The 26850-nt window shown below is 37.2% G+C and carries 25 protein-coding genes; 17 read left to right on the top strand and 8 right to left on the bottom strand.

The genetic code is table 11. The features are described 5' to 3' along the window. Positions 1-2: 2 nt before the first annotated feature. Entirely contained in the window at positions 3-542 is a 540-nt protein-coding gene (locus ACQQ2I_RS13070) for a DUF1572 family protein (RefSeq protein ID WP_431027235.1), read from the top strand. Between the two features lie 99 nt (positions 543-641). Here ACQQ2I_RS13070 and ACQQ2I_RS13065 read toward each other — a convergent pair whose 3' ends face one another. Next, positions 642-1181, bottom strand: a complete 540-nt coding sequence (locus ACQQ2I_RS13065; RefSeq protein ID WP_431030516.1) for a helix-turn-helix domain-containing protein — start codon at positions 1179-1181, stop codon at positions 642-644. Positions 1182-1367: 186 nt separating this feature from the next. Here ACQQ2I_RS13065 and ACQQ2I_RS13060 point away from each other — a divergent pair, with 186 nt between their 5' ends. From ACQQ2I_RS13060 to ACQQ2I_RS13015, 10 genes are all read left to right on the top strand, one after another. After that, positions 1368-1619 carry a PLD nuclease N-terminal domain-containing protein gene (locus tag ACQQ2I_RS13060; protein WP_431027234.1) on the top strand — a complete coding sequence of 84 codons (252 nt, stop codon included), beginning with the start codon at positions 1368-1370 and terminating at the stop codon, positions 1617-1619. Beyond that, on the top strand, positions 1603-2511 hold the full coding sequence (locus ACQQ2I_RS13055; protein WP_431027233.1) for an ABC transporter ATP-binding protein: 909 nt from the start codon (positions 1603-1605) through the stop codon (positions 2509-2511). Before ACQQ2I_RS13060 ends, ACQQ2I_RS13055 begins: the two co-directional genes overlap by 17 nt. Continuing rightward, positions 2508-3287, top strand: a complete 780-nt coding sequence (locus ACQQ2I_RS13050) for an ABC transporter permease (RefSeq protein WP_431027232.1) — start codon at positions 2508-2510, stop codon at positions 3285-3287. The genes ACQQ2I_RS13055 and ACQQ2I_RS13050 overlap by 4 nt, the downstream gene beginning before the upstream one ends. A 101-nt stretch (positions 3288-3388) precedes the next feature. Then, positions 3389-4108, top strand: a complete 720-nt coding sequence (locus ACQQ2I_RS13045; RefSeq protein ID WP_431027231.1) for an ABC transporter ATP-binding protein — start codon at positions 3389-3391, stop codon at positions 4106-4108. Then, the gene (locus tag ACQQ2I_RS13040) at positions 4089-4847 is read left to right on the top strand and encodes an ABC transporter permease (protein ID WP_431027230.1); all 759 of its coding nucleotides are present in this window, start codon (positions 4089-4091) and stop codon (positions 4845-4847) included. Before ACQQ2I_RS13045 ends, ACQQ2I_RS13040 begins: the two co-directional genes overlap by 20 nt. 53 nt (positions 4848-4900) lie before the next feature. Then, complete coding sequence (locus ACQQ2I_RS13035) at positions 4901-5425, top strand: PadR family transcriptional regulator (RefSeq protein ID WP_431027229.1); 525 nt, start codon at positions 4901-4903, stop codon at positions 5423-5425. A 107-nt stretch (positions 5426-5532) separates the two neighbouring features. Continuing rightward, positions 5533-6282 (top strand): MerR family transcriptional regulator, encoded by a 750-nt coding sequence (locus tag ACQQ2I_RS13030; RefSeq protein ID WP_431027228.1) that lies wholly within the window; start codon positions 5533-5535, stop codon positions 6280-6282. Positions 6283-6411: 129 nt separating this feature from the next. Further along, complete coding sequence (locus ACQQ2I_RS13025; protein ID WP_431027227.1) at positions 6412-6618, top strand: helix-turn-helix transcriptional regulator; 207 nt, start codon at positions 6412-6414, stop codon at positions 6616-6618. Between the two features lie 456 nt (positions 6619-7074). Then, positions 7075-8601, top strand: coding sequence for a DEAD/DEAH box helicase (locus tag ACQQ2I_RS13020; protein WP_431030515.1), 1527 nt, complete (start codon positions 7075-7077; stop codon positions 8599-8601). A gap of 24 nt (positions 8602-8625) precedes the next feature. Next, the gene (locus ACQQ2I_RS13015) at positions 8626-9396 is read left to right on the top strand and encodes a YqhG family protein (RefSeq protein WP_431027226.1); all 771 of its coding nucleotides are present in this window, start codon (positions 8626-8628) and stop codon (positions 9394-9396) included. Between the two features lie 782 nt (positions 9397-10178). Here the strand turns inward: ACQQ2I_RS13015 and ACQQ2I_RS13010 are convergent. After that, positions 10179-11870, bottom strand: coding sequence for a methyl-accepting chemotaxis protein (locus ACQQ2I_RS13010; RefSeq protein ID WP_431027225.1), 1692 nt, complete (start codon positions 11868-11870; stop codon positions 10179-10181). 634 nt (positions 11871-12504) lie between these two features. Between ACQQ2I_RS13010 and ACQQ2I_RS13005 the strand changes: the two genes are divergently transcribed. The 3 genes from ACQQ2I_RS13005 (at position 12505) to ACQQ2I_RS12995 (ending at position 15064) form a co-directional block, all read left to right on the top strand. Then, complete coding sequence (locus tag ACQQ2I_RS13005) at positions 12505-13179, top strand: DUF554 domain-containing protein (RefSeq protein WP_431027224.1); 675 nt, start codon at positions 12505-12507, stop codon at positions 13177-13179. Positions 13180-13392: 213 nt separating this feature from the next. Then, complete coding sequence (locus ACQQ2I_RS13000; RefSeq protein ID WP_431027223.1) at positions 13393-13971, top strand: sigma-70 family RNA polymerase sigma factor; 579 nt, start codon at positions 13393-13395, stop codon at positions 13969-13971. Beyond that, positions 13955-15064 carry a DUF4179 domain-containing protein gene (locus tag ACQQ2I_RS12995; RefSeq protein ID WP_431027222.1) on the top strand — a complete coding sequence of 370 codons (1110 nt, stop codon included), beginning with the start codon at positions 13955-13957 and terminating at the stop codon, positions 15062-15064. The genes ACQQ2I_RS13000 and ACQQ2I_RS12995 overlap by 17 nt, the downstream gene beginning before the upstream one ends. A gap of 149 nt (positions 15065-15213) precedes the next feature. On the opposite strand, the gene ACQQ2I_RS12990 is transcribed toward ACQQ2I_RS12995, so the two are convergent. Both ACQQ2I_RS12990 and ACQQ2I_RS12985 read right to left on the bottom strand, forming a co-directional pair. Continuing rightward, positions 15214-17010 (bottom strand): alpha/beta fold hydrolase, encoded by a 1797-nt coding sequence (locus ACQQ2I_RS12990; protein ID WP_431027221.1) that lies wholly within the window; start codon positions 17008-17010, stop codon positions 15214-15216. A gap of 232 nt (positions 17011-17242) precedes the next feature. Further along, on the bottom strand, positions 17243-18313 hold the full coding sequence (locus ACQQ2I_RS12985; protein ID WP_431027220.1) for a nucleotide kinase: 1071 nt from the start codon (positions 18311-18313) through the stop codon (positions 17243-17245). Between the two features lie 184 nt (positions 18314-18497). Here ACQQ2I_RS12985 and ACQQ2I_RS12980 point away from each other — a divergent pair, with 184 nt between their 5' ends. Genes ACQQ2I_RS12980 through ACQQ2I_RS12970 form a run of 3 tightly spaced genes read left to right on the top strand, consistent with a single transcriptional unit; the run spans position 18498 to position 22310 of the window. Continuing rightward, positions 18498-19058 carry a sigma-70 family RNA polymerase sigma factor gene (locus ACQQ2I_RS12980; protein WP_431030514.1) on the top strand — a complete coding sequence of 187 codons (561 nt, stop codon included), beginning with the start codon at positions 18498-18500 and terminating at the stop codon, positions 19056-19058. Beyond that, on the top strand, positions 19024-19839 hold the full coding sequence (locus ACQQ2I_RS12975; protein WP_431027219.1) for an ABC transporter ATP-binding protein: 816 nt from the start codon (positions 19024-19026) through the stop codon (positions 19837-19839). The genes ACQQ2I_RS12980 and ACQQ2I_RS12975 overlap by 35 nt, the downstream gene beginning before the upstream one ends. Continuing rightward, positions 19839-22310 carry an ABC transporter permease gene (locus ACQQ2I_RS12970; RefSeq protein WP_431027218.1) on the top strand — a complete coding sequence of 824 codons (2472 nt, stop codon included), beginning with the start codon at positions 19839-19841 and terminating at the stop codon, positions 22308-22310. Before ACQQ2I_RS12975 ends, ACQQ2I_RS12970 begins: the two co-directional genes overlap by 1 nt. Positions 22311-22470: 160 nt before the next feature. Here ACQQ2I_RS12970 and ACQQ2I_RS12965 read toward each other — a convergent pair whose 3' ends face one another. The 4 genes from ACQQ2I_RS12965 to ACQQ2I_RS12950 form a co-directional block, all read right to left on the bottom strand. Further along, complete coding sequence (locus ACQQ2I_RS12965; RefSeq protein WP_431027217.1) at positions 22471-23454, bottom strand: methyl-accepting chemotaxis protein; 984 nt, start codon at positions 23452-23454, stop codon at positions 22471-22473. Positions 23455-23465: 11 nt separating this feature from the next. Next, positions 23466-24602, bottom strand: a complete 1137-nt coding sequence (locus ACQQ2I_RS12960; protein WP_431027216.1) for an FIST signal transduction protein — start codon at positions 24600-24602, stop codon at positions 23466-23468. A 263-nt stretch (positions 24603-24865) separates the two neighbouring features. Continuing rightward, positions 24866-25870: an EAL domain-containing protein gene (locus tag ACQQ2I_RS12955; RefSeq protein ID WP_431027215.1), complete on the bottom strand. Its 1005-nt coding sequence runs from the start codon at positions 25868-25870 to the stop codon at positions 24866-24868. Then, positions 25867-26766 (bottom strand): MerR family transcriptional regulator, encoded by a 900-nt coding sequence (locus ACQQ2I_RS12950; protein ID WP_431027214.1) that lies wholly within the window; start codon positions 26764-26766, stop codon positions 25867-25869. The genes ACQQ2I_RS12955 and ACQQ2I_RS12950 overlap by 4 nt, the downstream gene beginning before the upstream one ends. Positions 26767-26850: the final 84 nt, after the last annotated feature.

Raw genomic sequence — 26850 nt, 5'->3', positions numbered from 1 at the left:
AAGTGACGATGGAATTGGAGTATTTAAAAGTGATTCGAGCTAGATTTGAAAGTGTGAAAAAACTGGGTGATGATGCTATTCAGCAGGTAACGAAAGAAGAATTCCATTGGCAGCCGAATGAGGCATCTAACAGTATCGCCATAATAGTGAAGCATTTAAGTGGGAATATGATGTCAAGATGGACAGATTTTTTAACGACAGATGGTGAAAAGCCCGACAGGAATCGTGAACAAGAATTTCAAGATACGATATCCTCATTAGAACAACTGAATTCACTGTGGGAAAAGGGCTGGGCTACGGTTTTTGGTACGTTAAATACATTAAAAGTAGATGATTTATTAAAAACAGTAGTTATTCGTGGGGAAAAACATAGTGTAATTGATGCATTAGAAAGACAGTTGGCTCATTATGCTTATCATGTAGGACAAATTATATATATTGGGAAGCAGTTGAAGGGAGCTAATTGGGAAAGCCTTAGTATTCCTGTTGGGAAATCAGAAGAGTATTTGCAAGAGATGTTAAAAAAGCATAATGCAGAGTAGGAAGAGTGTACGTATTAATTGTGCATCAAAACACCATACGAAAACGGCGACGAAAGGTAAAAGTCGCCGTTTCTAATGTTGAGTGCTTGTCCTTCTGTTTTAAGTTTTTGGAATAATATTGATGGCGATTGTTCTTGTTTCTGTTTCTTCTGTTGGGTTGTTCATTCTATAGTATTTTGTCACTAAATCATTGAGCTCTTGATGAAAATGTGTGAATTGCTCGTTCGTTAACGTTAGTTCTATGAATGAAAAAGTCGCTGAATCTTCATGTTGTGCTTGATTTTCGAGCGATTGTAAATAATGTTGATATTGGGATAGTAACACTAATTGATAGTTGGAAATGTAATTTATTTTTTGTTCTTTCGATAAGCCTTTCCAGTCGGCATCATTCAGTCGAGCTGCCCCTTCATGTAAAGCATAAAATTTCTCCGTGACGGAACGTACTTTCCTTTCTTTAATGACGTGAATAATATTTTCATCCACTAAAATTTGAATATGTCGATATAAAGTGGCTTGCGGAACATCTTTAATGATAGTAATCATCTCCAATGTACTTAAACCACCTTCCTTATTTTGCATAAGTGCCTGTAAAATTTTCATTCTCACAGGGTGCATTAACACTTCTGCTTTGCTTCGCATCATGAGCGCCTCCGAATCATTTAAAAGTTGTCGTATCCGTAATAGCCAATCGTTTTTATAAAAAATGATAATGTTATCACAAAAGATAATACAGAATAAAGGGCTTGTAAAGTTGAAAAAAGGTAGTGAATTTCCCTTCTCTTTATATTATCATTATTGATAATGATAACAAAGGGGGATGAAAATATGCAACTGCACTATGGATTTGATGAACTAGGGGAGATTGAGTGGGGAGTGATTTTACCTATTTTGATTCCATTTGTCGTGCTGTCACTGTTATTAATTATGATTGCTTTAATTGACTTATATCGCCATCGAAAGGTACGTGAAAATGTCTTAAAGTGGACGGTCATTATTTTATTATTTAATACGATTGGACCGATTTTATATTTTACTACAGGTAGAAAGGATGTAAGTAAGCGTGCGATTAGAGATTAATAACATTACAAAGAAATTTAAACAACGAACGGCTGTCAAACAGTTTTCAATGGTGGTCGAGAGGAATGAATGCGTAGGGGTAATCGGGCCAAATGGGGCAGGCAAAACAACGCTAATACAAATGATTGCCGATATTTTAGAGGCTGATGAAGGAAATATTTTATTGGACGGTCAAAAAATAGCTATTAAGAAAAATCAAATTGGTTATTTGCCTCAGTATCCTAACTTTTTCACATGGATGACAGCTTACGATACATTGCATTTTATGGGGACTTTATCGGGTATAGCGAAAGAGCAATTGCATATGGACATTCCGAAAATTTTAGCCAAAGTAGGATTAACAGATGAAGCACAAGCCAAAGTAGGAACATTTTCAGGGGGGATGAAGCAGCGTTTAGGGATTGCACAAGCCTTGCTGCATAAACCGGCGTTACTCATTATGGATGAACCTGTATCAGCGCTAGATCCGATTGGTCGAAGAGAAGTATTAAATTTGCTAAAAGACATTAAAAAAGACACGACGATTTTATTGTCTACACATATTTTAGGGGATGCGGAAGAAATTTGTGAGCGCTTTGTCATGATTAAAAACGGGAAGAAAATAGAAGATGCTACAAAAACGGAGCTACTTAATCAACAGCGAGAAAATGTCATTTATATAACAATCCAATCAGAAGATGAGCAACGATTAAAAAGGCTGGAACAGTTGCCATATATACAAAAAATACAATATGTACAGGGGCGTTTTAAAATTTCTATAGATGATGTAGAAAAAAATGCACATCATTTCTTACAGCATGTATTAAAAGAACATATTCGCTTTCAAAAGTTCGAAATAGGTGGCAACGAAAGTCTTGAAGAGAAATTTTTATCATTGGTGGTGGATGTATGAGTACTTTTTTCGCATTAAGTAAAAAGGAAATTAGCCAAATGATGCACGAATATAAAATCATTTGGCTACCTATTGTTTTTATATTGTTAGGGCTAACTCAGCCCATACTGATGTTTTATTTGCCTGTTATAGTAGAAATGTTTGGTGGAGTAGAAGGCATTACAATTGATCCCGCCATGACTAATTATAATGGACGGGAAGTGCTCGCCTCTACATTAAGCTCACAATTTGACCAACTTGGTATCATTATTCTTGTAGTTGCGTCGATGGGCGTTATTCAAGCAGAAAGAGCCAATGGCATGTTGGCATTTATTTTAACAAGACCTGTTTCCATTGCTTCTTATTTAGGTAGTAAAATGATCACACACTATGTATTAGCTATTAGTTGTGTAGCGATAGGGTATTTTGTGTCATATAGTTACACAGCCTTTTTGTTTACAGCTGTACCATTTGCCAATGTACTACTTGCACTAGCTGTTTATAGTGTTTGGATACTATTTTTAATGACATTTGTAGTCATGCTCAGTGCGATGTTTAATAGTCAGGCGTTTATTGCGCTAGTGAGTATTGTCGTGCTTTTGTTGTGTCGATTAACTGCTGGGTTACATCCTTTGCTTGATATAATCAACCCCGGCAGTATGAGTGTTCGGGCCATCTCTATGCTGATGGTCGGTAGTATGGGGGAGGCATGGCTCCTGAATATGGCTGTAACACTTCTCATCATAATTGGCATGGTGCAAATGATGCACTACTGGATTGTAAATAAAAAATATTAAATGAAAAATCCTTTACATTGTAAATAGTGTCGCATATCATATAGTCAACAACTAATATTCAACGTTGAGTATTTGTTGTTGACTAAAAAGGGGGGATAATAATGTTTATTCAAGCAATCAATCTTCAAAAGTCGTATAACAAGCGAAAAATTGTGAAAGGGATTCATTTGGAGATTGGACAAGGGGAGATTTTAGCTGTTATTGGTCCAAATGGTGCAGGGAAATCAACGACGCTTGAAATAGTGATTGGTCTTAGAAAGGCAGATGCAGGGGAAATCAATTATTGGCTGGATGCATACAACGAAAAAATTGGTGTACAGCTTCAGGCAGCACCGTTTTTTGTCGGTCTTAATGCCTTTGAAAATTTAAAGCTTTTTGCTGCTTTTTATAAGAAAAAATTAACAGATTGCCAAGTGAATGACATGCTAAAAATATGTGGTTTATATGATGTAAGGAAAGTGGATGCATCCAAACTTTCGGGTGGACAGCAAAAAAGATTAGCAATTTCAATTGCACTCATTCATAATCCAGAGGTTATCTTTTTAGATGAACCGACAGCAGCGCTCGATCCACGTGCGCGTCAGGAAATTCATCAACTCATCAAGCAACTTCATAAGCAGAATAAAACCATTGTCTTTACTTCACATGATATGGATGAAGTCGACAAGTTAGCTACAAGAGTTATGATGATTGACCAAGGAGAAATCATTGCACAAGGAAATCCAAGTACACTATGTAGTGAGCATCATGTATCGAATTTAGAGCAACTGTATTTAAAATTGGCTATTGGAGGGGAACGCAATGTTTCAAGTAATTTTTAAATTGATGCTTGTTACGGCAGTAAGAGATAAGATTACGGTATTTTATTCATTAGCCTTTCCATTACTCATGATGATTGGTTTAGGCTATTATTTCGATCAAGGTCAACAGCAACTGCAAATTGTTGCAGGGATTACAGCTATCAGTACAATATTTTGGGGAATGCAAGGGATTGCGTTCCAAGTACATGCACAGCGAAATCGGGGCGTGTATAAATTAGTAAAGCTAACACCTATGCCACTGATTTTATTTATCTTCATCATGGTGCTTGCAAGAACATCTGTTGGTGTACTCATTAATTTCATCATATGGCTAACGGGTATTTTATTGTTTGATATAAATGTAACGGGCACTACATTCCTGATAACGTTTTTACTAATTGGCATAGGGACACTTTGTTTTACAAGTATCGGTTTTGTTATAAGTAATTTTGCGCGTAATGAAGCACAAATCAGTATGATTTCTAATTTCATACAACTGCCCATGATTTTTATGAGTGAAGCTTTTTACAGCCTTGATCGTGCACCAGGATGGGTAGTGTTCATCGGTAAAGTTTTGCCGTTCGAACATTATGTGAAGGCACTTCGAGGGTTATTGTTAGTAGAAGAGGGCACATTGTTGATCGGTTTTGGCACCCTATTTGTTTATTTATTATTTGCCTTGTTACTATCGATTTCAACCTTTAAATGGGAGAGTAGTGAGGAGGGGAAATGGAGAAGTTGGAAGAAGCGTACGTCCTAATTTTTATGCTATAATACTCAATGTTGAATATTTAATATTGAGGGGTATGCATTATGACAAGATTAATGGTCTTAGGATTGTTAAAATCAAAACCGATGTCTGGGTATGAGATCCAACAATTATTAACGAAGAGTCAAACGGATGCATGGGCAGGTATTTTGCCTGGGTCGATTTATCATGCACTTAAAAAGATGGAGAAGGAAGTGTTAGTTGAAATTGACGCGATTGAACAAACGGGTAATCGTTCGAAGGCGATCTATAAAATTACAGCAGCAGGAGAAAAGGAATTTAGTCAGCTATTAGTAGAATCATTGCAAGTGTCTTCTGTCCATTTGCCGAGTCAGCTATATACAGGTCTGAGTTTTATCCAATATTTGGAGAAGGATGAAATACGCCAAGCATTACAAAATCAACAATTATTATTAGAAGCACAATTAGATCAACAAAAGGCAGGGATTGAAGTAAAACGAAATCATATGCCGATGGACGAAGTGACAGAAATGCTTTTTCAAAATGTTTTTAAGCAATATGAACTGCAGCTGGACTTAATTCGAAATTTAATTCGACACTATGAATAATGTTCAGAAATAGAGTGACAACGGCATTGGTCACTCTATTTTCACTTGCATCTCACGTTACGTTAGCCTTTACAATAAGTATAAACATGAAGCAAGGAGGGTACATAGTGTCTACACAATATTCTATTGGGGAATTTGCTAAAAAAACAGGAATGACCATTCGGACATTGCATTATTACGATGAAATGGATTTATTGAAGCCATCCTTTCTTTCTGCATCTGGGCGCCGTTATTATTCAGATGAAAATATTATTCAGCTCCAAAAAATTGTCTCTCTCAAATTTCTAGGATATTCATTAGAGAAAATTCATGAATTGATTTATTTAACCGATTGGGATTTACAAGAATCTCTCCAATTTCAAAAGCAGGAGATGGTACAAAAAAGGGAGCATCTTGACCGCGTCATTCGTGCACTTGATCACGCATTATTTATGATGGAGGAGCAAGGAACAGTGAGTGCAAATGTGTTTATGGCCCTTATCCACAACATTCATAAAGAGGATGAGCAAAAGGAATGGTTGAAAAATTATTTTCCAAAGCATTCTGTTGAGCAAATGTACAGTTTATCAGAGGAAAAGCAAATGGAGTTAAACAGTAAAATGGCGCGGCTTTTTGATGAACTAAAAGCGACTTTTGGGCAAGATGTAGCAAGCTCAGGTGTTCAAGCATTAATTGAACAATATTTTGCCTTAGCACTTGAAGTATACCCAGGCACAATGGAGCTTGTACAAGAATTACAAGGTCAAGAGATTGAAATGGAGGACAACACCGAGCTCTTCCCTTCACCTTTTTCAAAACAAGAAGAAGAATGGATAGCCCAAGCAATGCAATATTATTGGGAAAATAAGATGGGGTAAGTAGTATATTGATGTGGATAATCATAATTAAATATAAAGCAGGAGAGTCAAGTGTAACGGAATGTAAAGTACACTTGACTTTTATTTTAGCGCGATGTAAAGTTAACTTTACTTTTAGGTGGAGGAAATATGAAAAACAATATAAAAAAACTACGAGCACAACATCATATGACGCAGGATCAGCTAGCTGAATTATTAGCTGTCTCAAGACAAACGATTATTTCGCTTGAAAAAGAAAAATATAATCCGTCCATCATACTCGCATTTAAGCTAGCAAGTGTGTTCAACTGTCAAATTGAAGATATTTTTATTTACGAGGAGGAGAATAATGAATAGATCACTTTTTCTTTTTAATAGTGGGCGGACTAATCAACTGGGCTCATATTAGTCAAGGCAAGTTTCCAGAAAGTTTAATGATAATCGGTATATCGATTATGTGCTTTTGCTTAGCTTATTTAGACAGTCATTTTAAAGCGAAGGATGAAAGAGCACAAAAAATTAGAGAACGGGGCATTTACATAAGTTATTTTTGGCTTTTAGCCGTCATGCTTGTTTTGTTAATTTTAGTAAATCCTTCGTTACATATTATTTCTATTAGCGCTTACCATCTACTTTTAATCGTTATGACTAGTTATATATCTATTGTGTTTATCAATATGGCTTACTATGCTTGGAAGTTTTAAGACATAGTAGTGATCAAAAATCAACAACCCATTATTTCTAGTTACTTTTCCCAAACATAGCTTTTTCTTTTTTGGGTAATCTAAGCGAAAACGTTGGGAGGTGGCGGGCATAATTATTGAAAGGTCGTCTGAATGGCAAGAGGGATTTATAGAGCGATTAGAACAAAAAGTCTCTTGGGATAATTGGCAGTTATACAATATGAGTTACGAAGTGGAGAAAATGAATCTAATTCCTGATTTCTCCGGTTTACAATGCCCTAAAATCCTGTCCAACCTTTCGCCATTGCCACATCAATTACAAGTGGCTGAAACGGTTATTGAGCGAATGAATGGCAAGGCCATTTTAGCTGATGAGGTAGGTCTTGGGAAAACAATTGAAGCAGGGCTTATTTTAAAAGAGTACCTTATTCGCGGGCTTGTTAAAAAAGCCTTAATATTAGCGCCAGCTTCCCTTATTAATCAGTGGGTGGATGAATTAAACAGTAAATTTTTTATTCCGGCACATGCCTATAAAAAGAATACCCAAATTGACCACTATCCAATCATCGTCATGAGTATGGATACAGCGAAAAAAAGTCCACATAGGGAACAAATTTACACCCAGCAATTTGACATGATTATTATTGATGAGGCACATAAATTAAAAAATCATAAAACTCAAATCTACCAATTTGTCCAAAGCTTAAAGAAAAAGTTTTGTTTATTGTTAACGGCTACACCGATTCAAAATAATGTGTTCGAGCTATTTTATTTAATTTCTTTATTGAAACCAGGTCATTTAGGGAGCTTTGAGGCATTTCAATCTGCTTTCTCTGCAAGTAAATATGATTTAGAGCATGATGAATTTTTAAAGGAGCTTGTGCATCAGGTGATGGTAAGGAATCGTCGTCAGGATACAGGCATTGAATGGACGAATCGCTGTGTTGAAATGGTATCTATTCGTTTTACAGATGAGGAGCAGCGAGTATATAACCAAATTCTAAATTTAAAAAATATCTCATCTGTATTTTCCGGGGCATTTTCAATGATTACGTTAATTAAAGAAATGTGTAGTAGTAAGGAAGCGACCTATTTAACCCTCAATACGATGCGTCAAAAATGTACGAATGAAGAGGAAATTGATTATATTGAAAGGCTCATTGAAGAGTTAATGGCACTAGAGATTAACTCAAAGGCAGAAAAAACATTGGAAATTATTCAACAAGCGAATGATAAAGTACTAATTTTTACAGAATATCGTGCAACACAAGCGTATTTACAATGGTATTTGCAGACAAAGGGAATAACGAGTGTTACTTTTAACGGGAAATTTAGTAAAAGTAAGCGCGACTGGATGAAGCAGCTTTTTAGAGATAAGGCGCAAGTACTCATTGCGACTGAATCGGGTGGAGAAGGAATCAATCTACAGTTTTGTTCGCATGTCATTAATTATGATTTGCCATGGAATCCGATGAAGCTGGAGCAACGGATTGGTCGTGTCCATCGTTTAGGGCAGGAGCAGGATGTGCATATTTATAATTTAGCGATTCAACATACGATTGAAGAAGACATTGTTCGTTTGTTAAGTGAAAAAATTGATGTGTTTGAAAAAGTAGTAGGGGAGCTAGATGCCATTTTATCTGAAAAATCGATTTAATTAATTGATAAGTGAGGGATGATTGTGTACCCACAACAAGTGCAGCAATATTTACAAACATTTTTTACGGAAACAGGTTGCGACATTGTAACGAGTAGTCCACATGTAATGACAGTCCAATTAACGATTGATATGGATAAAAAAATGATGAATCGTCCTTTTTATTGGCAATATATTGAGAGCACAAATGGTGAACCTAATCCGATGCAAGTGACGTTTATTACAGATTCGCAATATATGCAACAGGGCCTTGCTGGAGAAATTGTCAATTATGGTTCGCCGCGGCTTACCCAGCTGTTTCGTGTCACAAAAGAGCTAGGGGCTTTTGTCCAAATGTTTGAACAAGTAGAGCGCGGGGCGACGCTGACACCTTGGCTTTGTGTTAATTATAAAGTGTCATACAAATGTGATCTCGCGAAAGAAAAGTTATATTCATTAGGGATTAATTTAATGACAGGTGAGATGGAGGACGGTTTCCATGAATCATTACACACCGTTCATTTGACGCCTAACATACCAGGGGATGTGTATGCACTTCCGTATATTATTAAACCATTGCACGCCCTTAAGCGGTTAGATGAAACAATCGAAGCGCTTATTCATCAGGAGGAGCACACTTGGGCAAGTGATGCACAGCAGCGTTTAACCAAGGAGCTACGTGTACTGGATTATTTTTATGAAGGGGTAGACAACAAATCAGAATGCTATGAAATTGAAAAAACAGCATTAGAGGAACGTTACATGCCGCGAATTTGCATTGACATTATGAGCGGGGGATTATTTTATTTGACGTAATAAATAGTTGTTAGGTTTTAGCTGTTGAAAATAGAGAAGGTAAAGCGGCGACTACATGATACGATAAGTCGTCGCTTTTTATTGCATATTACTTTAGTTTAGCAGTGAAGTGTCATCGTTCTAAAAAAGATTAAAATTCATAATGAACAAATTGTGAAACATATATTACCATTTAAGTAACCGTTGCTTTCCGCTCCGGCACTCGCTTTCCACGGGCGAGATCAAGCCTCCTCGTCGCTCATGCTTCAGTGCTCCTGTCGCTGGGCTTTCGTCGCAAATAAATTTCCTGCGGGGTCTTGGGGCCAACATGATGTTGGTCACGAAGGCGTTGGCACAGGACGTGACGGTTTTAGCCTTCGTTCCTTTAACGCTTTTCCCGTAGGAAGCTTTGGCACCTGCCGCTTCACTTCCGGTGCAGAAAAACATTGCTCTGTAGCGAAAGGCGCATGCCGTCAGCTACACTCTCGTGCCTCCGCTACAAGCAACTATTGTTCAATAAAAAATGGTTTGCTCAAAACAATAAATATCCTCAAAGATTACAGGGGCTACTAGGCAACGATATGTGTAAATAGAAAGTTAAAGAAGAGAAATGTTTTTCTAGCATATTGAGAAGTATTTACTTTTGCCGTAGCGCGCCATAGCCACAGGAGCCGTAACAGGAGATCCAAACAGGCCGCGCCTGTTTTAGCTCCTGTGTAGGCTGTGGCAAAGCGCGGAGGCTATGATACATACCTTTCACTATTTAACTGGTATTTTTAGGATGAAATTTTACTCATTACGAGTTAAAACTTAAATTTCCCTACTTCATCATTTAACGTTAAAGCAAGTTTACTCAATTCGTCCGTTGATCCTGTAATTTCCTCCACAGAAGCATATTGTTCCTCAGAAAGTCCTGCAACAGTTTGTGCTTTTGAGGCGGTGTTTTCTGTAATAGACATTACTAATTCAAAGGAAGTATTGACTTGATCAGCACTAGCGGCTATTTGTTCGGAAATAGCGGATACTTCTTGGATTTGACTAGCTATAGAATAAGTAGAATCTAATATTTCTTTAAATGATCCTCCTGTATGTTCAATGATTTTCACGCCATCTAACACACTTTCGGTAACATGATTCATTTGCGTCACTGTTGCAAGTGTATCAGATTGGATCGATTGAATAATTTGTGTAATGTGCTGGGCAGATGTATTGGACTGTTCAGCTAATTTCCTTACTTCATCAGCCACTACAGCGAACCCTTTTCCATGTTCGCCAGCCCGTGCAGCTTCAATGGCAGCATTCAATGCTAACAAATTTGTTTGGTCTGCTATATTTGATATTGCAATAATAATTTTCTCGATTTCTTTTGAACGTTCATTAAGTAATACAATCGATTGTGCAGTCTTTTTCACCGTTTCTTCAATTGTTCGCATTTGGTCGATTGCTTGCGTAATACTTTTTTCGCCCATTTGTGATTTCTGTGTTGTCTCTTCCGAAGATTGTGCGACAGAAGAAGTATTATGAGCGATCAGCTGAAGTCCTTTAGAAACTTCCGTAATTGTTTGCGTACTTTCTTGTATTTGTTGCAGCTGTAGATTTGCCCCATTGGCTACTTCTTCGATAGAAGAACTAACCTGGTGTGCTGCTTCACTCGTTTGAGCTGTACTCGCTGCTAATCGTTCAGAAGAAGCAGTTAAATTCTCACTTGCTCTACTGACGGTTGTTAAGATCTCTCTTAGATTAATGACCATTTGATTAAATGAAGATGCCAACTGAGCCACTTCATCTTTTGACTTTACAGTTAAGTTGTCTATGTTTAAATTTCCAGAGGTAATTTCATCTGCCGCTTGTGTCAGCTTTCCTAAAGGCTTCACTTTAATGTATAAAAGGATAAATGCAATAAGTATAGATATAATGACGAGCGAGGCAGAGACTATTAATATGATTAATCCCGTATGTACATTTTGTTTGGTCTCTGCCACTTTGGAATCTGTCCAAGAGGCTAATTTTGTATTAAATTCCACTAAAGATTGTTCAATAATGCCTTTGCTGATTTTATATTTTGGACCAAAAACGAGAAATCGTGCTTCTTCAAAGTCACCTTCTGCCACTGCTTTTATTGCATCTTCTTCTAGTGATACTAATCCGCTGGAATTTTGATGTGCGAATTCAATCAATTCTAACAATTCAGTAGGAACCTCAAGTTGTTGGAGGTTATGAAAAATATGTTCACTTGTTTTAGTTTCATTCACTTCTTTCCAATAATTATCATAGTGTTCTTTCTCTCCGAATTGCGTATAAGCTCTTACTTCATTTGTTATGTAATCGGAAGCTGATTGCAGTTGGTTGACTAATGAGGTTACCTCTTCGTCTAAAGTTAAAGCATTCGTTTCGCTTTCCAAATGTTTTAATAAAGAATAAATGCTCCAACCATTTACCATTATTAAGATGATCGTAATGGTTGCGGTAGTTTTTAATAATGTACTAATTTTCATGTAGTATCTCCTTATGCGATGCGCATTAACATTTTCATAAATATAAATAGTTAGACGATAGTTCATAAGAGTAAATCAACAAGGTTGGGCAATACTCCTTCTGTATTTTTAGTAAGCAAATTGAATAGTATATGTCGTATGAAATATGACTGAAGTTAATAATTAATAGGTAATTATTCATTATTGTATCACTAGTTTTTAAGTCTAAAAGTAATGTTTTTGTATAGATATTATTACATTGTAAACAAGTATCACATGTTCATTATAATTTTTACTGTTATTACAGGATTAAGAGGTTGAAATGGAGGATAATAAGATGATGTGGAAGTGGTAGATACTGGGTATTTGTGTATATGCCAATTACTTTAACTGCTTTTAATATCGGTAGAGATTTTATTTCACAATACATATTTTATGTTGTAGCCATACTTTGGATTGGCATTATCGGTAACTACATCGTCAAAAAATTAAGCAGAAACAACATAAGGCTTTTTAAGGTTGTCGGTATTTTGTCCGGCAACCTTTTTCTATAATTACAATAGGTGAATGTTTGTGGGATATATTTTCTAAAAATAGAAGGCGCGATGACGTGACGATATGCTTTTTACTATAATACATGATGAGGAGGTGCGAAATGTTTGGAACGATTGTAAATGTGAGCACGATTATTATAGGTACGATCATTGGCACGGTGCTCAAAAAGGGCATTAAAGAAGAGTACCAAACGGCTTTATTTAATGCGATGGGTTTTGCGGCTGTTGCGTTAGGGGCGAATGCGATTGTTACGAATATGCCAAATAGTATATTTCCCGTGCTGTTTATTATTAGTTTAGCTGTCGGCAGTTTAATCGGGACTATACTAGATTTAGAAGGGCGTTTTAATCGGCTTGTCGGACGTTTTGGCAATTCAGAGCTGAGCAAAGGCTTATCAACTGCGATTTTACTCTTTTGTGTGGGGACGTTATCGATTTTAGGACCGCTTGAAAGTGCGTTACATGATAATCATACATATTTATTGACGAATGCGACGCTTGATTTAGTAACCTCCATGGCACTAGCCGCCACTTATGGTATTGGTATTATGTTTTCGGCTGTCGTTCTTTTTTTATGGCAAGGCGGTATTTATTTAAGTGCGCAGTATATTGAACCTTTTTTAACGGCAGAGCTTATGACAGAAGTGTCTATCGTTGGCGGTATTTTAATTTTTGCATCAGGCTTATCGATTTTAGGTATTAAAGATAGCAAAACCGTGAATATGTTGCCTGCACTATTTATTCCTGTTGTGTGGTTTATTATTCAAGCATTGTAAGCCAGTGTTGATATGAAAGAGGGGGACTCAAAAGGTCGTATAAAACGGTCTTTAAGTCGCCCCTTTTTTAATCAAGAATATATTTAAGTATTGAAATATAATGTTTTTGTGTAATTATTTTGAAATAAAATTGTAGTTTTAGAGAGAAAGCGTATTTTCTTTCGTTGTATTAAGTGTAAGGGCCTTTACGATGAACGGAGAGGGAATGATGTCATGAAATCAACTGAACGAAATTTTATAAAACGCTTGAAAAAGCAGCAGGAGGATGCACTTGAATACGTAGTTGATCACTACATGGCGCTCGTAAAAGGGGTAGTGACAAACGTATTGTTGCCAATAAAAAGAGAGGATTTAATCGAAGAATGTATCAATGATGTGTTTTTAAGTGTTTGGCATCATGCAGACCAATTTAAAGGAGATACGAATGATTTTCGAAAATGGATCTGTGTGATTTCAAAGTTTAAAGCCATTGATTATTATAGGAAAGCAGCAAAAAATATGGAGATTTCCTCAGAGGAATTGGACACGCTCGTTGAACATTCCGCTGAGGACATATTCATTCATCACGAAAATAACGAAGAAATCATTCGTTTACTTAACCATCTTGATCAAATGGATCGGCATATTTTTATGATGAAATTTTTCCTCGGTATGAAAACAGATGATATTGCGGTGCACTTTCATTTAACCCGTACAGCTGTAGATAATCGCATTTACCGAGGGAAGAAAAAATTGCAGCAACAAGCCACACATTTGAAGTTAGGGGGCGTTCTGTATGAAGGAGATTTATAAGGCGTTTAATGATATTGAATTGGATCAAACCGAGTTTATAGAACTTGAAGTACATGACATTGAAAAAGCGCGGGTAAAAAAATATTTACAGCAAACGATGACAAAAAAGAAAAAACGCAATGGATGGCTACCACGTTTTGCTATTGCTAGTATATTGTTTGTCATTGGCGGTATAGGAGTGGGTCTTGCTTTTCCAGCTTCTGCAGGGAGTATTCCGATTGTAAGAGATATTTTTAAGTTTATTGATGGCGACCGGTCCGCACTTTATGAAAATTATAAAGAGTTTTCAACAGAAGTGTTATTAACAGAAAAAAGCAAAGGCATTGAAATAACGATCAATGATGCAATTTATGACGGGGAAACGGTATTTATCACGTATTCCATTTACAGTGAGAAACCACTTGGGGAACAGCCATCTTTTCGTGAAATGACATCATTAAAAGACGCGGATGGTCATACTTCGGGTATGGAAGTAATGAAGGTAGATGAGCATAATTATGTAGGTGTACTGAGGGTTGGGAGCATTGGACAAAATGTTGGACAGACAGCGCATATAGTGTGGGCTATTGATAAAATACTCAATCCTGAAACAGAGAAGGTGATTAACGGAAACTGGCGTTTTGCTTTTTCTGTTGATGCAACAACACAATATACAACATCGATCAATCAATCTGTAGAGCAAGATGGTATAAAAGTGACGATAGAGAAAATTACACAAACACCTATGTCTGTTATTGTGTATGCCCGTCAACAACTAGAAGAGAACGTATTACAGGAATGGAATTCTGTAAACTTAGATTTTACTATGACAGATAATGTTGGAAACTTTTATGAGGGAGTAGGAAATGGGGGGAGAGGCGAAATTCATGATATGATGATAGGAAAAACATTCGAAAAACTAGATGAACATGCTACGACAATAACGATTGCACCTCAATTACATCTAGTAAGTTATCCACAAAGTAGTGGTGAACAAATGCAAGGAACAGATGAATTCGGTGATACATCTGTTAGTGTCACTGTTAATCAATCTGGTGGTAATAGTCGAGACATCAAAATGGAGCCGATTGTCATTGAGTTGAAAAATGACTAAATAGAGCAATCCCTTCTCCAGTAAAGAGTAGGGGGAATGTCTGCTATGGTAAAAGTGAATATTTCCTTAGTATTTTCAAATAGTTACAGGCGGCTAAACATGTAGCCGCCTGTAGATGTTGTAAATACTTATAGAAATGCATATGCCAATTATTTTTCTAAAATAAACGAGCTGATGTCTTCCACTAGTCCTTCAGCAAGAGGGAGCGTTGGATTTGAATAAGTGTCCATATTCCCCTTTGTATCAGTTGGTGCTTCTTTTAATACATGGTTCATCGTATCAAAATAAACGACCTCAGCACTTGGCTTGGCTTTACTTAGACGCTCAGCATCGGTTACTTTTACTTGTAAATCATTTTTCCCTTGGATTATAAGCGTCGGGATCTCCAAAGATTTTAGAACATTAGCCGGGTCATACTGTAGCCAAGAAATGAGATACGGCTGAACAGACGGTCTAAATAAGGAATACAATGTTTCCGGTACATCGTCCACAAGCTCGCCTTTTTTCAATGACGCTAATATATCCTTACTTACGTTGAGTAAGTCTGCTGGTAGTTGAGGTGTTAATTGTTCCATTAATACTTCATCAATTGGACGCCCTGCACCAGCGATGGAGATGATGGAATCTACTTTTGTAGATGTAGCAGCAACCATCCCTACTAACGACCCTTCACTATGACCGATGACATGCACTGTTGAGAAGCGTGCATCGTCATTAACTGCTTTCACAATACTTTCCACATCTTGTGCAAAAGTATTAAATATTAAATCTTCTTCTTTTTTAACGAGGCTGGCATTATCGCCCACACCGCGTTTATCGAAACGAATTGTCGCGATACCTTGTGCAGCTAAATCTTCCGCAAGCATTTTTAAGCTATTATTTTCACCAAGAACCGTATTGCCGTCTTTTGTTGTAGGACCTGAGCCTGCAATGATAATGGCAACAGGAACGGGTGCATTTGCTTCAACAGTTGGCCATTCTACCGCTACTTTTAATTCACCATCTGTAACAGGGACCGCCCATTCTTCATATGTTACTTCCGGCGCTTCGTAAGGTGTTAATGTCAGCGGGAAAGTTATGCCGTTTTGTGTGAAAGTAGCTGTTATTTGATTTTCTTTTACAGTCCCTTCAACAATGATGGAAGAACCTGCTAAATCAATCTCCATACGAACAGCATCATCTTTTACAGTCACCGATTTAACAGGGTAATCCGTTAATCCTTGTGCTGGAACAGAGAATGTACCAGTGCCATCTTCTTTTAATGTTAATTGAATATTTAAAGGGATTTGAGGAATGTCAATCGTCCCACTCCAATGACCGATATGTTGGTTCATAACTGGCTCCTTCTCGTTATGCAGTAGTCGATATAAAAATAGCGCATAATGACCTCTTGTTAAGTTTTCATTTGGTTCGTAAAGACCATTGTTTACTACCGTTGTTATTCCTGTCCCAGCAAGTGCCTGAATATATTCGTTACTCCAATGGCTTGCTGGTACGTCTTGGAATTTATAGGCTGTTTCAGCTTGTAAATTAAAAGTAAGTGCTAATATTTTGGCTATTTGAGCACGTGTGATCGGCGCATCAGGTTTGAATGTATGGTCTTGATAACCGTCGATAATGCCCGCACGATAGGCATTTTGAATTGCCTCATAATAAGGATGTGTAGTCGGTACATCCTTGAAAGTCTTTCCATCACGAACAGGTGTCAAATCCGCAATTTTACTTAAAATCGAGAGCACATGTTGTCTAGAAATGGTTTCCGTTGGACGAAACGTTTGATCACCATATCCCGTAATAATATGTTGCTCCTTTAAAAATTCTACCGCTTCTGCATATGGACTTGAAGTAGAAATATCAGTAAACGATGTTTCAGCACTTGCCGGTACAACAACTGCTGGCACAATAAGTGCGGATGCTAAAACAGATGTATAGATTTTTTTCTTCATTTTTTATTCCTCCGATATTGTTCTATTAAACTGTTAATTATTTCATATACGAATAAAATTTATAAATGTTTCAAAAAACTTTAGAATAAATGAATGCCCTTATAAGTAATTCTATAAGTTTATATAAATTACCTTTATGTAAAAAACTCATGTAAAATAATGGGGAAGGTGCTAGGTATCGGGTGTTGGGTTTTCATCCCCAAGCGGTGGTACCTAGCACGATTCTACAGTCCTATATTAGCTTAAATAGCTTCGCTGTCCGTTTCTCCAATTCGTCTAGATCCAGTGCATCATCAACCATTGCTCGGACTTTTCGCTCTTCCTCTGCATATAGTTTAGCAAAATGTGTCGCTTCGCTAATGGCAGCTTTATATTTAGCAACAATGCTCTTAATGTTTGCCTCCTCTACTGCTGTTGGCTGGCAGTGCTTGGCGATGTCAAAAATGGCATCACCGGGACGATTTTCATCAGGGAAGTAGACATGGGGCTCGGTGCTATCAAAAATGCAAAAATTCAATTCAGGCAAAATAACCATATCAATCGAATTGGAATCTAACCCACACCATACGAGCTGCACATCAAATCCACGGTTTAATGCTTCGTTTGCTAGCTTTTTCATCATAGAAGACTTTCCTGTACCAGGGTACCCTTTAATAAATAATCTTTTTTCCAGGTTTTGCGTAATGCTTTGCACGGTATCGCGAGCTCCTGCAGGCGTTAATGTACCAAGCAATCGATGGGTTAACGTAGACGGCTTCTCAAGCTTTTTTCCTTCAAAAAGATGAGTTACTAACTCCGCATATTGATGGTCTAATCCTTTCCAATTCATCTGCTTTCTCGTTTCAACTTCCCAGTCATCATGAATATGAATAGCGTTTGCCAGTGCGGTGAAGCATTGTTGATAGTAGGTTTTTTTTGTTTCTATTAGCGTGAGAAACGTTTCATTAGCGGCAAGCTTCTGCTCATCTATACAATCAGAAAGGGAGATGACATCGTTTCGCATATTCATAAAATCGGGTTTGATGGTTAGGTTTGTTGCTTGAAGAAATAAAATAGGATGCGGTGTTTTCACAAATACCGCTTCAATTGCCTGTTCAAATAGAGGATCATGAAAATATTCGATGTCAGCGCCTTTTTCATGATAGTAGCTGCCTAGTTTTTGTAGAAGTGCAGCTACTTGAAAGCTGTGTGCACCTTTTAAGAGATATACTGTTTCTGCCTCATTCATTAAGTCTTTATAAACATTTTTCATTCCTTGCCCGGTCATGGCGTGCCCGAAAAAATGTGTAACAGTCTTACTCAAAACGTCATCCTTCCATCAGCGTATTAACCTTATTTTTATGTGAATAGCCTATAAAAGGTACCAAGTATGGGAGATGTGGATATTTGGATGAGTAGAGGCGCCTAATGTAATTTTTTAAAAATGTAAAATATTTGAATCGAAATGTCATTTGTAGGAGTCTAATGGATGGAAGGGGGCGTTTCATATCGTTACAAAGCACATCAATTTAGTCCAGCTTGCCCAAGAAGGGGACGAGGAAGCGTTTTATGAACTAATCGAGCCATTACAAGGGCAGCTGTACCGCATTGCCTTTGTGTATGTGCAAAATGAAAATGACGCTGTTGATATTTTACAGCAATCAATGATACGAGCTTATGAAGGAATTCAGCGGCTAAAAGAGCAACAGTATTTTACAACATGGATGACGCGCATAGTGATTAATTGTAGCAAAACATACATAGCGAAAAAGAAACGAGAAGATATGATCGAACCAGCTGAACTAGATTTACTAGAAGGAACATCTGCTAGTCATATTGAAGAGGAGCTTGATTTGTGGCAGGCACTGTGCGGATTAGAGGAAAGGTATAAAACAGTGTTGTTACTCCGGTTTTATCAAGACTATTCCGTCAAGCAAATTTCAGCCATTTTGGAATGTCCAGAAGGTACGGTGAAAACACATATTCGACGAGGGTTACAAGCTTTGAGACAACAGTTAAAGGGGGCGTACATAGATGAATGGGTTCAATCCGTTGAAGACAGTCATTGATAAAATTCCGATTCCGACGCAGCGGTTAACAGAAGTGTTAAGAGTAGAGGGGATATCGAAAGTATTTAAGCAAAAAGAGCATACGGTTAATGCGTTAAAAAATATTCATTGTACGATTTATCACGGTGAAATGGTGGCGATTATGGGCACGAGCGGCTCCGGGAAAAGTACCTTTTTAAATATGATTAGTGCGATTGATGCACCGACAGAAGGGAAAATTTTATTGTTTGGGGAGGAAGCAAACGATATTTATAAAGAGCCCAATGCATCAAAATTTCGAAAGGAAAATATCGGCTTTGTGTTTCAATCATTCCACTTACTGCAAGATTTAAATGTGGAAGATAATATTGCGTTGCCCCTTATTTTAAATGATGTACCGAGTAAGGAGATTAAAGCGCGGGTAGAGCAAGTGATGAAACAGCTACATATAGACAAATGGCGAAAGCATAGGCCACATGAGTTGTCGGGGGGACAAAAGCAGCGAGTGGCGATTGGCCGGGCGATTATTACGAATCCGCCCATTTTACTTGCCGATGAGCCAACCGGAGCACTAGATGTCAATACGACCGATGACATTTTGCAGCTACTTGTGTCATTGCAAGAGAATATGGAGCAAACTATTTTACTTGTGACACACGACCCATATGTAGCGACCTATGCAAATCGCGTGCTGTTTTTCCACGACGGGGCGATCGTGGATAGCTATCAAAATCAAAAAACAGCAGAGGATTTAGATGCGATTGTTGCTAAGTTTAAGGTCATTTCAAGAGGTGAGCACTAATGTTTAACCTAAAAGCAATTGCTCTAAAATTATTTCGAGCAGCGTCTACACAAGTGCTGACAAGCATCGGTATTATATCGGTTTCTATTTGTTTGCTTATGACAATGAGCGTCTATATTTGGAATGCCCATGCCCAAATGGAAGAAGAAATGTATGCGATTTTTGGCGATGCCGATATGCTTGTTGGTTATAATCCTGAACAGAAAATGTTTCTAACGAATGATACATTACAGGAATTTTCACAAATAGATGGAGTAACCGAGCTGTCACCTATTTTATTAGCTCATACGAATGTAGAAGGTGTACTACCAAGTGTCTATACGATGGGCGTTGAAAATGATAACCTTGTCAAAAGTCGCTATCATTTTACAGAAGACCTTGTAGAAGGGGAAGTCATTATTTCGCAAAACATAGCGGACATGTTTGATAAATCAGTTGGTGATACAATTGAACTTGAATTTGAAGCGTATACCATTAAGGAAGTGTTACCCCCTTTATTAGGCGCTTCAGAATTCCAGATGGTCATTTTACCGAATGCAACAGTAAAAAAGTGGCTTCCGACTACAGAAAAAGACGTAGCGGGATTATTTACGCTCATTCAAACAGATGGAAATACAGATTATATGACGCTAACAATGAACTTTCAACAAATTGATCGCACGTTAAGAGTCGATATAACGAGCGAATATGAAGTCGTGAAAGCGAATTTCCAAGCACTTGCTATTTTTATGATCGTATTATCTGTGTTTGTTTTATTGATTACAGCGATGCTTTTACTCTCTACGTTCCAGCTTGTTTTTTACAAAATAAAAGGGCAACTAATGGTACTACGTTCACTTGGAGCAACGAGCGAACAGGTAGGGAAGATTGTACAACTACAACTCGTTATGATTATTGGAGTAGGTGCCATCTTGGGGACGTGTTTAAATGTCGTGCTTATGGATCAGTGGCTCCCATTAATGATTGAAAAAATGCAGCTGCCTGCTGCGAAAACAGATATACCCGTATGGCTTGTTCTATGTATTGGGATAGGCATTTCAGTGATATTATATATGGCATCACAGTGGCAAGTTCAAAAAAGTATGCGCTTATTGCCGATGCAAATTGCAAGTGAAAATGCAGAAACGACATTAAAGTGGACAAAAGGAAAGCTAGCTATTATGAGCTTTGTCTTTATTGTTGCCTTACTATGTATGCTAAACGGAATAGCAGGTCAAGGGGGCGGAGATGGTGCCTTACTCATTTTAATCGGTGCACTAATGATATGTTTATTGGCACTGTACAGTATGCCCTTTGTATTTAGTGCAATTTTAAAAGCTTTATTGCGACCAGTCCGCGTTATTTTTGGGAAAGAGGCGTACTTAGCTTGCCAGCAACTAATGCCACAGATTCGAAAAAACATGCCGATTATTTTAAGTATTATTGGGCTAATGGTCATTTTAGTATTTGGTACAACGTTGTTTAAAACGGGACAGCAAAGTGGGCGTGAATATTTAGAGAGAACCTTTGAAACACCTATCATTCTTAAAAATGAGATATACGATGCAACGTTTACACTAGATGTTGTAGATGAAATTAAATCGCTACCTTCTGTTGATGCGGTATATGCAAAAAGTAATTGGTTACAAGTAAAGGCTTTGATGAATGAAGGTGCTACAGAAGAATATCCAGCTGTTCAAATGGTTGATTTACAGCAGTTAATGGATATAGGAAAGTTACCTGTAGTCCAAGGTGACCTTACACGAGGCATTTTTGTTACTGAGCAGTTTGCGGCGCACAATGATTTAAGTATGGGGGATCAGGTTGACCTTCAATATTTTGATTGGGAAATAGAGGATTATACACCTGTAGGTTCACTTGAGGTATTAGCAGTAGTACCGGATTCTTCTTTTTATGCAGACTTTTTTATTGATTGGTCCTCTGTCATACCAATTGATGAGCATATTTTAGTGCAAGAAGTCATGGTACAAACAACAGACATCGAACAAACCTTACAAGAGCTCGCGTTTATTAAAAGTGAGTGGCCAGCTCTTACGATAAAGGATGAACAAACGAGTATTGAAGAGTACAACAAAATGTTTTATCAGCGCTGGAGTTTGTTTGTTAGTGTGATGGTTGTGTTAATTGTAGCGACATGCCTTGGGGTAATTCAAACATTGCTACACACGATTTATAGTAAGCGAAGCGATTATGCGATTCAACGTTTAGTCGGCCTGTCACCAAACGGACTCATGAAATTGATTTTAACACAAGTGCTATCGTTTATTGTATATGGATTAGCAGTTGGATGCCTCATTGGTGTGTTATTAACTGAATTGCTTGCGCTCATTGATAAGGGTAGCCCAATAATCTTTGATGTTCGCCTGTTAGTGCTTGTCAGCAGTGGATTTATACTTGCGGTTGTAGGTACGTTTGTTGTACAAGGCTTTATGATTAGTCGTAAAAAATTAGCGAATGAATTGTTAGACTAAAGGGAGAATAGGAGCTTTCCAACACGGGGAGCTCCTATTTTTATCTGTTAAAAAGGCAGTTTTATACTGCTTTTTTTTTTTAGAAATAAAAAAGGGACCGCTTTCAGTCAGTCCCCTTGGCAATATATAGCTGAACTAGACTAAATGAATTCTATTTCCCTTATAACTTTTCTTTGTCCAGTGCTTCTATCAAATATTTCGATTGTGTGATAAAAGAAGCCATTTCTGTCGCATTGAAAAATTTATCTTGAGAAAATCGATATAAACCCTCGATTTTGAGTGTAGATGCTTCTGAAGATTGGACAATGCCTTCTAATTCTTTGCTGAAAGAAATAATTTCATCGACTGTTCGATCTGTTGCAATTTTAATCCCGGACATATTAGTAAATAACTCTTGCTCAGATGAGGCGATTTTTTCAATAAACTCTCTTGTATAGCGAGTCATTTCTTGTGTTCTATCAATATCTAACGTTTTTTCAGCCATATCCTTTGAAAGTACGGCTACTTTATCGACAATATCAGTTACTTTTGTATTGATTTCAACTAAAGCTCGTTTACTTTGATCCGCTAACTTCCGTACTTCTTCTGCTACGACGGCAAAGCCCTTGCCATGTTCACCTGCTCGTGCCGCTTCTATAGAGGCATTAAGCGCAAGTAAGTTCGTTTGTCCAGAAATATCTTCAATCATTTGAGTAATTATGATAATTTCTTTTGTTTCTTGTTGAACTTCATTAATCGATTGTTCAAAATTCACAAATACTTCTTTTACACGATCCATTTGTGAATCGAGCTGATCCATGTTTTTGTTTCCTTCTGCTACGAGTTGAATATTTTGCTCTGCTTGCTTTTCCACTTCATTCGTAATACTGTGTATGTTTTCTGTTTCTTTAATAATGTGTTGAATATTTTCATGAGAGGAAACGAGTGATTTACGATCGTCTTCCATTGTCTGTTTTATTTCCGTAATGCGTTCAATGAATATACTATCACCTTTGTAGTTTTTTTCATTGGACACTTTTAATAGGTCAATTAAATCATGCAAGCCTAAAAGAATAGCTTCTCTTTCTTGAGCTGTTAACGTATCAATTTCTTGTTGTATCTGTGTGGAGTGAATGTGGTTTTGTTTGAAAAATTTCTTAAGCATCTTGTATTCTCCTATCGTTTCTTCCCAAAGCCCAAGAGTACAAGAGTTTGGTTAATCAGCGATTTATTTAATTGTTCGCCATAGCTACAAAATCCGCCTAGATTTGGCAATTTAGTAAGCTCTCGATTTAACTCAGGAAAAATTCTCTGACTTTGGAATTGTAGTTTTCTTAGAATACAGTTACAAGCTAGTACACCTTCTAATTGTGAAAATTGTGATGTGAAATTCGCCAACGTTTGCTGTAACGTTTCAACCGGGTCCATAGGCTCTAAAATTTCCACAATCGAATCTTGAAAAACTTGACAATAAAACTGAATCGCTCCATTCGGAAGAACTTGAAATGGTGATGCTATAAAAATTTCATTATTAAATCTTCTACCTACCGGATTGGACATAAAATACTGCGTTAATTCACTCTCTTTTACCCCTAACAAATCAGCATAAACGGCTGTAGCTTTTCTTCCGTTCATTTCATAGACAATCCGTTCTTCCGTATTTGCTTTCGTAACACGCATTAATTTGCCCGTACTTTTGAAAATATTTTCTTTCATTATGACAAAGTCCACAGTCGGTTTCATAAAAATAGCGATGCCGCCCTTATTAGAAATCTCTCCGTTTAAGCTAACAAATGTCTCAACGAACTTCGTATCATCCCCCGCAGTCCCACCGAATATCGGAAAACCTTCCCGCGTGAAAATTGAATTTACAATTGAAAGCATTTTCTCTTCTGCTGCAATTAGTCCGTTTGGAAATACAATTCCTACTCCTTCTTGTTCAGGAGATGAACTATTAGGATTAATGCCGATGTCTTTCGCTGCAGCAATCAAGTCATTACGATAGAAAATAGGGTACTTTGAAATATCTTTCATCAATACAGAGCGAATTTTGCCAAATTCTTTTGAAAAGCTGAGTGCTACGATGCCGCCTTCAAAAAAGCCGGTTGGACCAATTTCTCCTGTTGTCGTTAAACCAACTACCTCACTGTTTGGATAATGTTCTTTAAATGCCATAGTAACTTCTTCAAATGAGTATTTTGTGCTGGCGAAAAATAAGACTAACTTCGGTTCTGTATGTAACTCGCTTGTAACATTTTTTACCGCTTCTTTCGTATTTTTGTGGCTAGTAGAATTAGAACGTATGAATTCCATAGTTACTCCTCTATGCTTATTTTAGCTATCAATAAATATTCTATATGTAAATAAAGGGTGGATTCAACCAATTTTGATGAAGAAATTACTATAACATCCTAATAAAGAAGAAAATAGTTTTTTATGATTTTTTAATCCGCTGATGTTAAGTATTCTAGGGTGGAAATTATCTAAAATGAAATAGAAGTACTTTTGTGAAAATTAAATTCAATATATAAAATACCCACCCTCATGAAAATATGAAGGATGGGTATCAATGTTGCTTATGAAATAGCTTTCCAATCAATTTCTGTAATTGGTACTTCACTAGGTTTACTAAATAAGTAGCCTTGAAATAATTGATAGCCAAGCCCTTTTAAATATAAATAGTCTTGTCTTGTTTCGATGCCTTCAGCTAGAGGGGTTGCACCAATTTCGTTTGCTTTTTCTAAAAAGAATTGAGCGACGGATTGTAAGTAAGGATCATTCGCTACACCGTCTACGAATTTACGATCTAGTTTCATATAGTGTGGTTGCAAATCTGCTAGTAAGTCAGCTGTACTAAAGCCTTCGCCTACATCGTCTAGCGCGTATTCAAAACCTTTTTCACGATAATAGGCTAAAATCCGTTTCAAATGTGGAAGATCGTTCACTTGTTCTGTCTCGACTACTTCAAAAATGAACCGTTTTGGTTCGATGTTTAATTGGCGAGCTAATCGTTCTGTGGAACGTAAACAAAATTCAGGTGCATAAATCGATGTAGGGATAAAATTAATAAAGATTTTCCCTGATAAAAACTTTCCATAACGAACAGCTGTTAAGCGGCATGCGCGGTCTAGCGCATATAAGCGACCACGTAATTTAGCTGCTTGAAAAACAGGATAAGGTGATAGGATTTCACCGTTTTCTCCTATGAAGCGTGCTAACACTTCATGTCCAAAAATTGTTTCATCTGCCTGAACGATTGGTTGCGAATAACAGATGATTCGATTTTGTTTAATAATTGCATCTACCCATGAAGCTTGAAATACATGGTTTACTTCAGATAATGGTAACCAATCTTCATCAACAGTAAACGTAATATTTGACGTATCTCCGAAATCTCCACAAAAATCAGTCAGTTCATGCATCGCTTCTTCACATACGACAAGATAGTTATCTTTTTCTACGACATCATAACCTAAGCGCATTAAATGCTCAGTTAGTAGGGGAATGAGTGCTTCATTTTTCTCCCCAGTTAATTTTACTTGGAATTGGACAGAGCCGACAATACAGTTTTTACATGTCATATTTCCACCTCGTTTAATATATCTTGTAAATCATTAATATAACGAATTGTATGTAAAGTGTGAGTTTTTAAATACTCTTTTGTGCCACTTCCACCGATAAACATATGAACTTCACTGTGATCAGCTGCAAATACATCAAGTGCTGGTAGTACATCGGGATAGGTTGTAAATGGTAACTCACTCATAGCAGAAAGTAACACCACTTTCGGATTAAAATAAATAATCAGCTGTTCAATTGCCCCCGGTGCAGGTGAGCTTGAAATTAAATAAACACGATATCCATGCATTTGCGCCTGGAGCAACAAAATACAGAGTGGTAAATCATGGGATTCACCAGGCAAACAAGCACCAATCAACAACGGGGCATCATCTGGCATATGCATGTCATTCCTGAGACCGACTAAATAATCTCGAATAACGGTGGAAGAAACGCTCTCTTGAAAAGGATTCCACCTCTCTTTTTCCCATCTCACACCAATCTCGAACATTAGAGGAACGACAACTTCGTCTAAAAAACGTTCGATACCAAGCTTATGGTGTGCCTCTTGTAAAACACGTTTAATTCCAATTACATCACAAGTTGAGCCATATTCAAGTAAACGTAAGCAGTATTCATTATGAATCGTTGGTGCGCATGATTCAATTGTAGATAATTGTGGGGTCTCATAATGAGCTTGTGCTGTTGCTTGTTGAATTGTCAGCCCCTCATCGACAAGCTTACGAACAGTTAGCAGTATTTGAACATCTCTATCTGTATAAACACGACGACCGTTATGTAATCTTTTCGGTGTAACGGTATGATAACGGTCTTCCCATTTACGGATGACCGGTTTGGATAAACCAGTGATTAATGATACTTGTTGGATGGATAACATTTTCTCAGTGAAGTTAGACAAATTGTTTGCCTCCATTTCCAAGTTTTTATACGTATAATACACGGAATATAAAAAATATTCAATTTTCCTGTCTCATTTTTGTCT

The sequence above is a fragment of the Lysinibacillus sp. LZ02 genome (assembly GCF_050613145.1).
Taxonomy (GTDB): domain Bacteria; phylum Bacillota; class Bacilli; order Bacillales_A; family Planococcaceae; genus Lysinibacillus_B.
Note: the sequence above shows the minus strand (reverse complement) of the source record. Positions and strands in the feature narration are given on the sequence as shown.

Excerpts from the sequence above, each read along its gene's own strand:
- ACQQ2I_RS12970 (WP_431027218.1), top strand. The coding sequence starts at position 19,839 with ATGTTTAACCTAAAAGCAATTGCTCTAAAATTATTTCGAGCAGCGTCT.
- ACQQ2I_RS13060 (WP_431027234.1), top strand. The coding sequence starts at position 1,368 with ATGCAACTGCACTATGGATTTGATGAACTAGGGGAGATTGAGTGGGGA.
- ACQQ2I_RS13050 (WP_431027232.1), top strand. The coding sequence starts at position 2,508 with ATGAGTACTTTTTTCGCATTAAGTAAAAAGGAAATTAGCCAAATGATG.
- ACQQ2I_RS12965 (WP_431027217.1), bottom strand. The coding sequence starts at position 23,454 with ATGCTTAAGAAATTTTTCAAACAAAACCACATTCACTCCACACAGATA.
- ACQQ2I_RS13010 (WP_431027225.1), bottom strand. The coding sequence starts at position 11,870 with ATGAAAATTAGTACATTATTAAAAACTACCGCAACCATTACGATCATC.
- ACQQ2I_RS12990 (WP_431027221.1), bottom strand. The coding sequence starts at position 17,010 with ATGAAGAAAAAAATCTATACATCTGTTTTAGCATCCGCACTTATTGTG.
- ACQQ2I_RS13065 (WP_431030516.1), bottom strand. The coding sequence starts at position 1,181 with ATGCGAAGCAAAGCAGAAGTGTTAATGCACCCTGTGAGAATGAAAATT.
- ACQQ2I_RS12960 (WP_431027216.1), bottom strand. The coding sequence starts at position 24,602 with ATGGAATTCATACGTTCTAATTCTACTAGCCACAAAAATACGAAAGAA.
- ACQQ2I_RS12955 (WP_431027215.1), bottom strand. The coding sequence starts at position 25,870 with ATGACATGTAAAAACTGTATTGTCGGCTCTGTCCAATTCCAAGTAAAA.
- ACQQ2I_RS13040 (WP_431027230.1), top strand. The coding sequence starts at position 4,089 with ATGTTTCAAGTAATTTTTAAATTGATGCTTGTTACGGCAGTAAGAGAT.
- ACQQ2I_RS13035 (WP_431027229.1), top strand. The coding sequence starts at position 4,901 with ATGACAAGATTAATGGTCTTAGGATTGTTAAAATCAAAACCGATGTCT.
- ACQQ2I_RS12975 (WP_431027219.1), top strand. The coding sequence starts at position 19,024 with ATGAATGGGTTCAATCCGTTGAAGACAGTCATTGATAAAATTCCGATT.
- ACQQ2I_RS13000 (WP_431027223.1), top strand. The coding sequence starts at position 13,393 with ATGAAATCAACTGAACGAAATTTTATAAAACGCTTGAAAAAGCAGCAG.
- ACQQ2I_RS13045 (WP_431027231.1), top strand. The coding sequence starts at position 3,389 with ATGTTTATTCAAGCAATCAATCTTCAAAAGTCGTATAACAAGCGAAAA.
- ACQQ2I_RS12995 (WP_431027222.1), top strand. The coding sequence starts at position 13,955 with ATGAAGGAGATTTATAAGGCGTTTAATGATATTGAATTGGATCAAACC.
- ACQQ2I_RS13005 (WP_431027224.1), top strand. The coding sequence starts at position 12,505 with ATGTTTGGAACGATTGTAAATGTGAGCACGATTATTATAGGTACGATC.
- ACQQ2I_RS13025 (WP_431027227.1), top strand. The coding sequence starts at position 6,412 with ATGAAAAACAATATAAAAAAACTACGAGCACAACATCATATGACGCAG.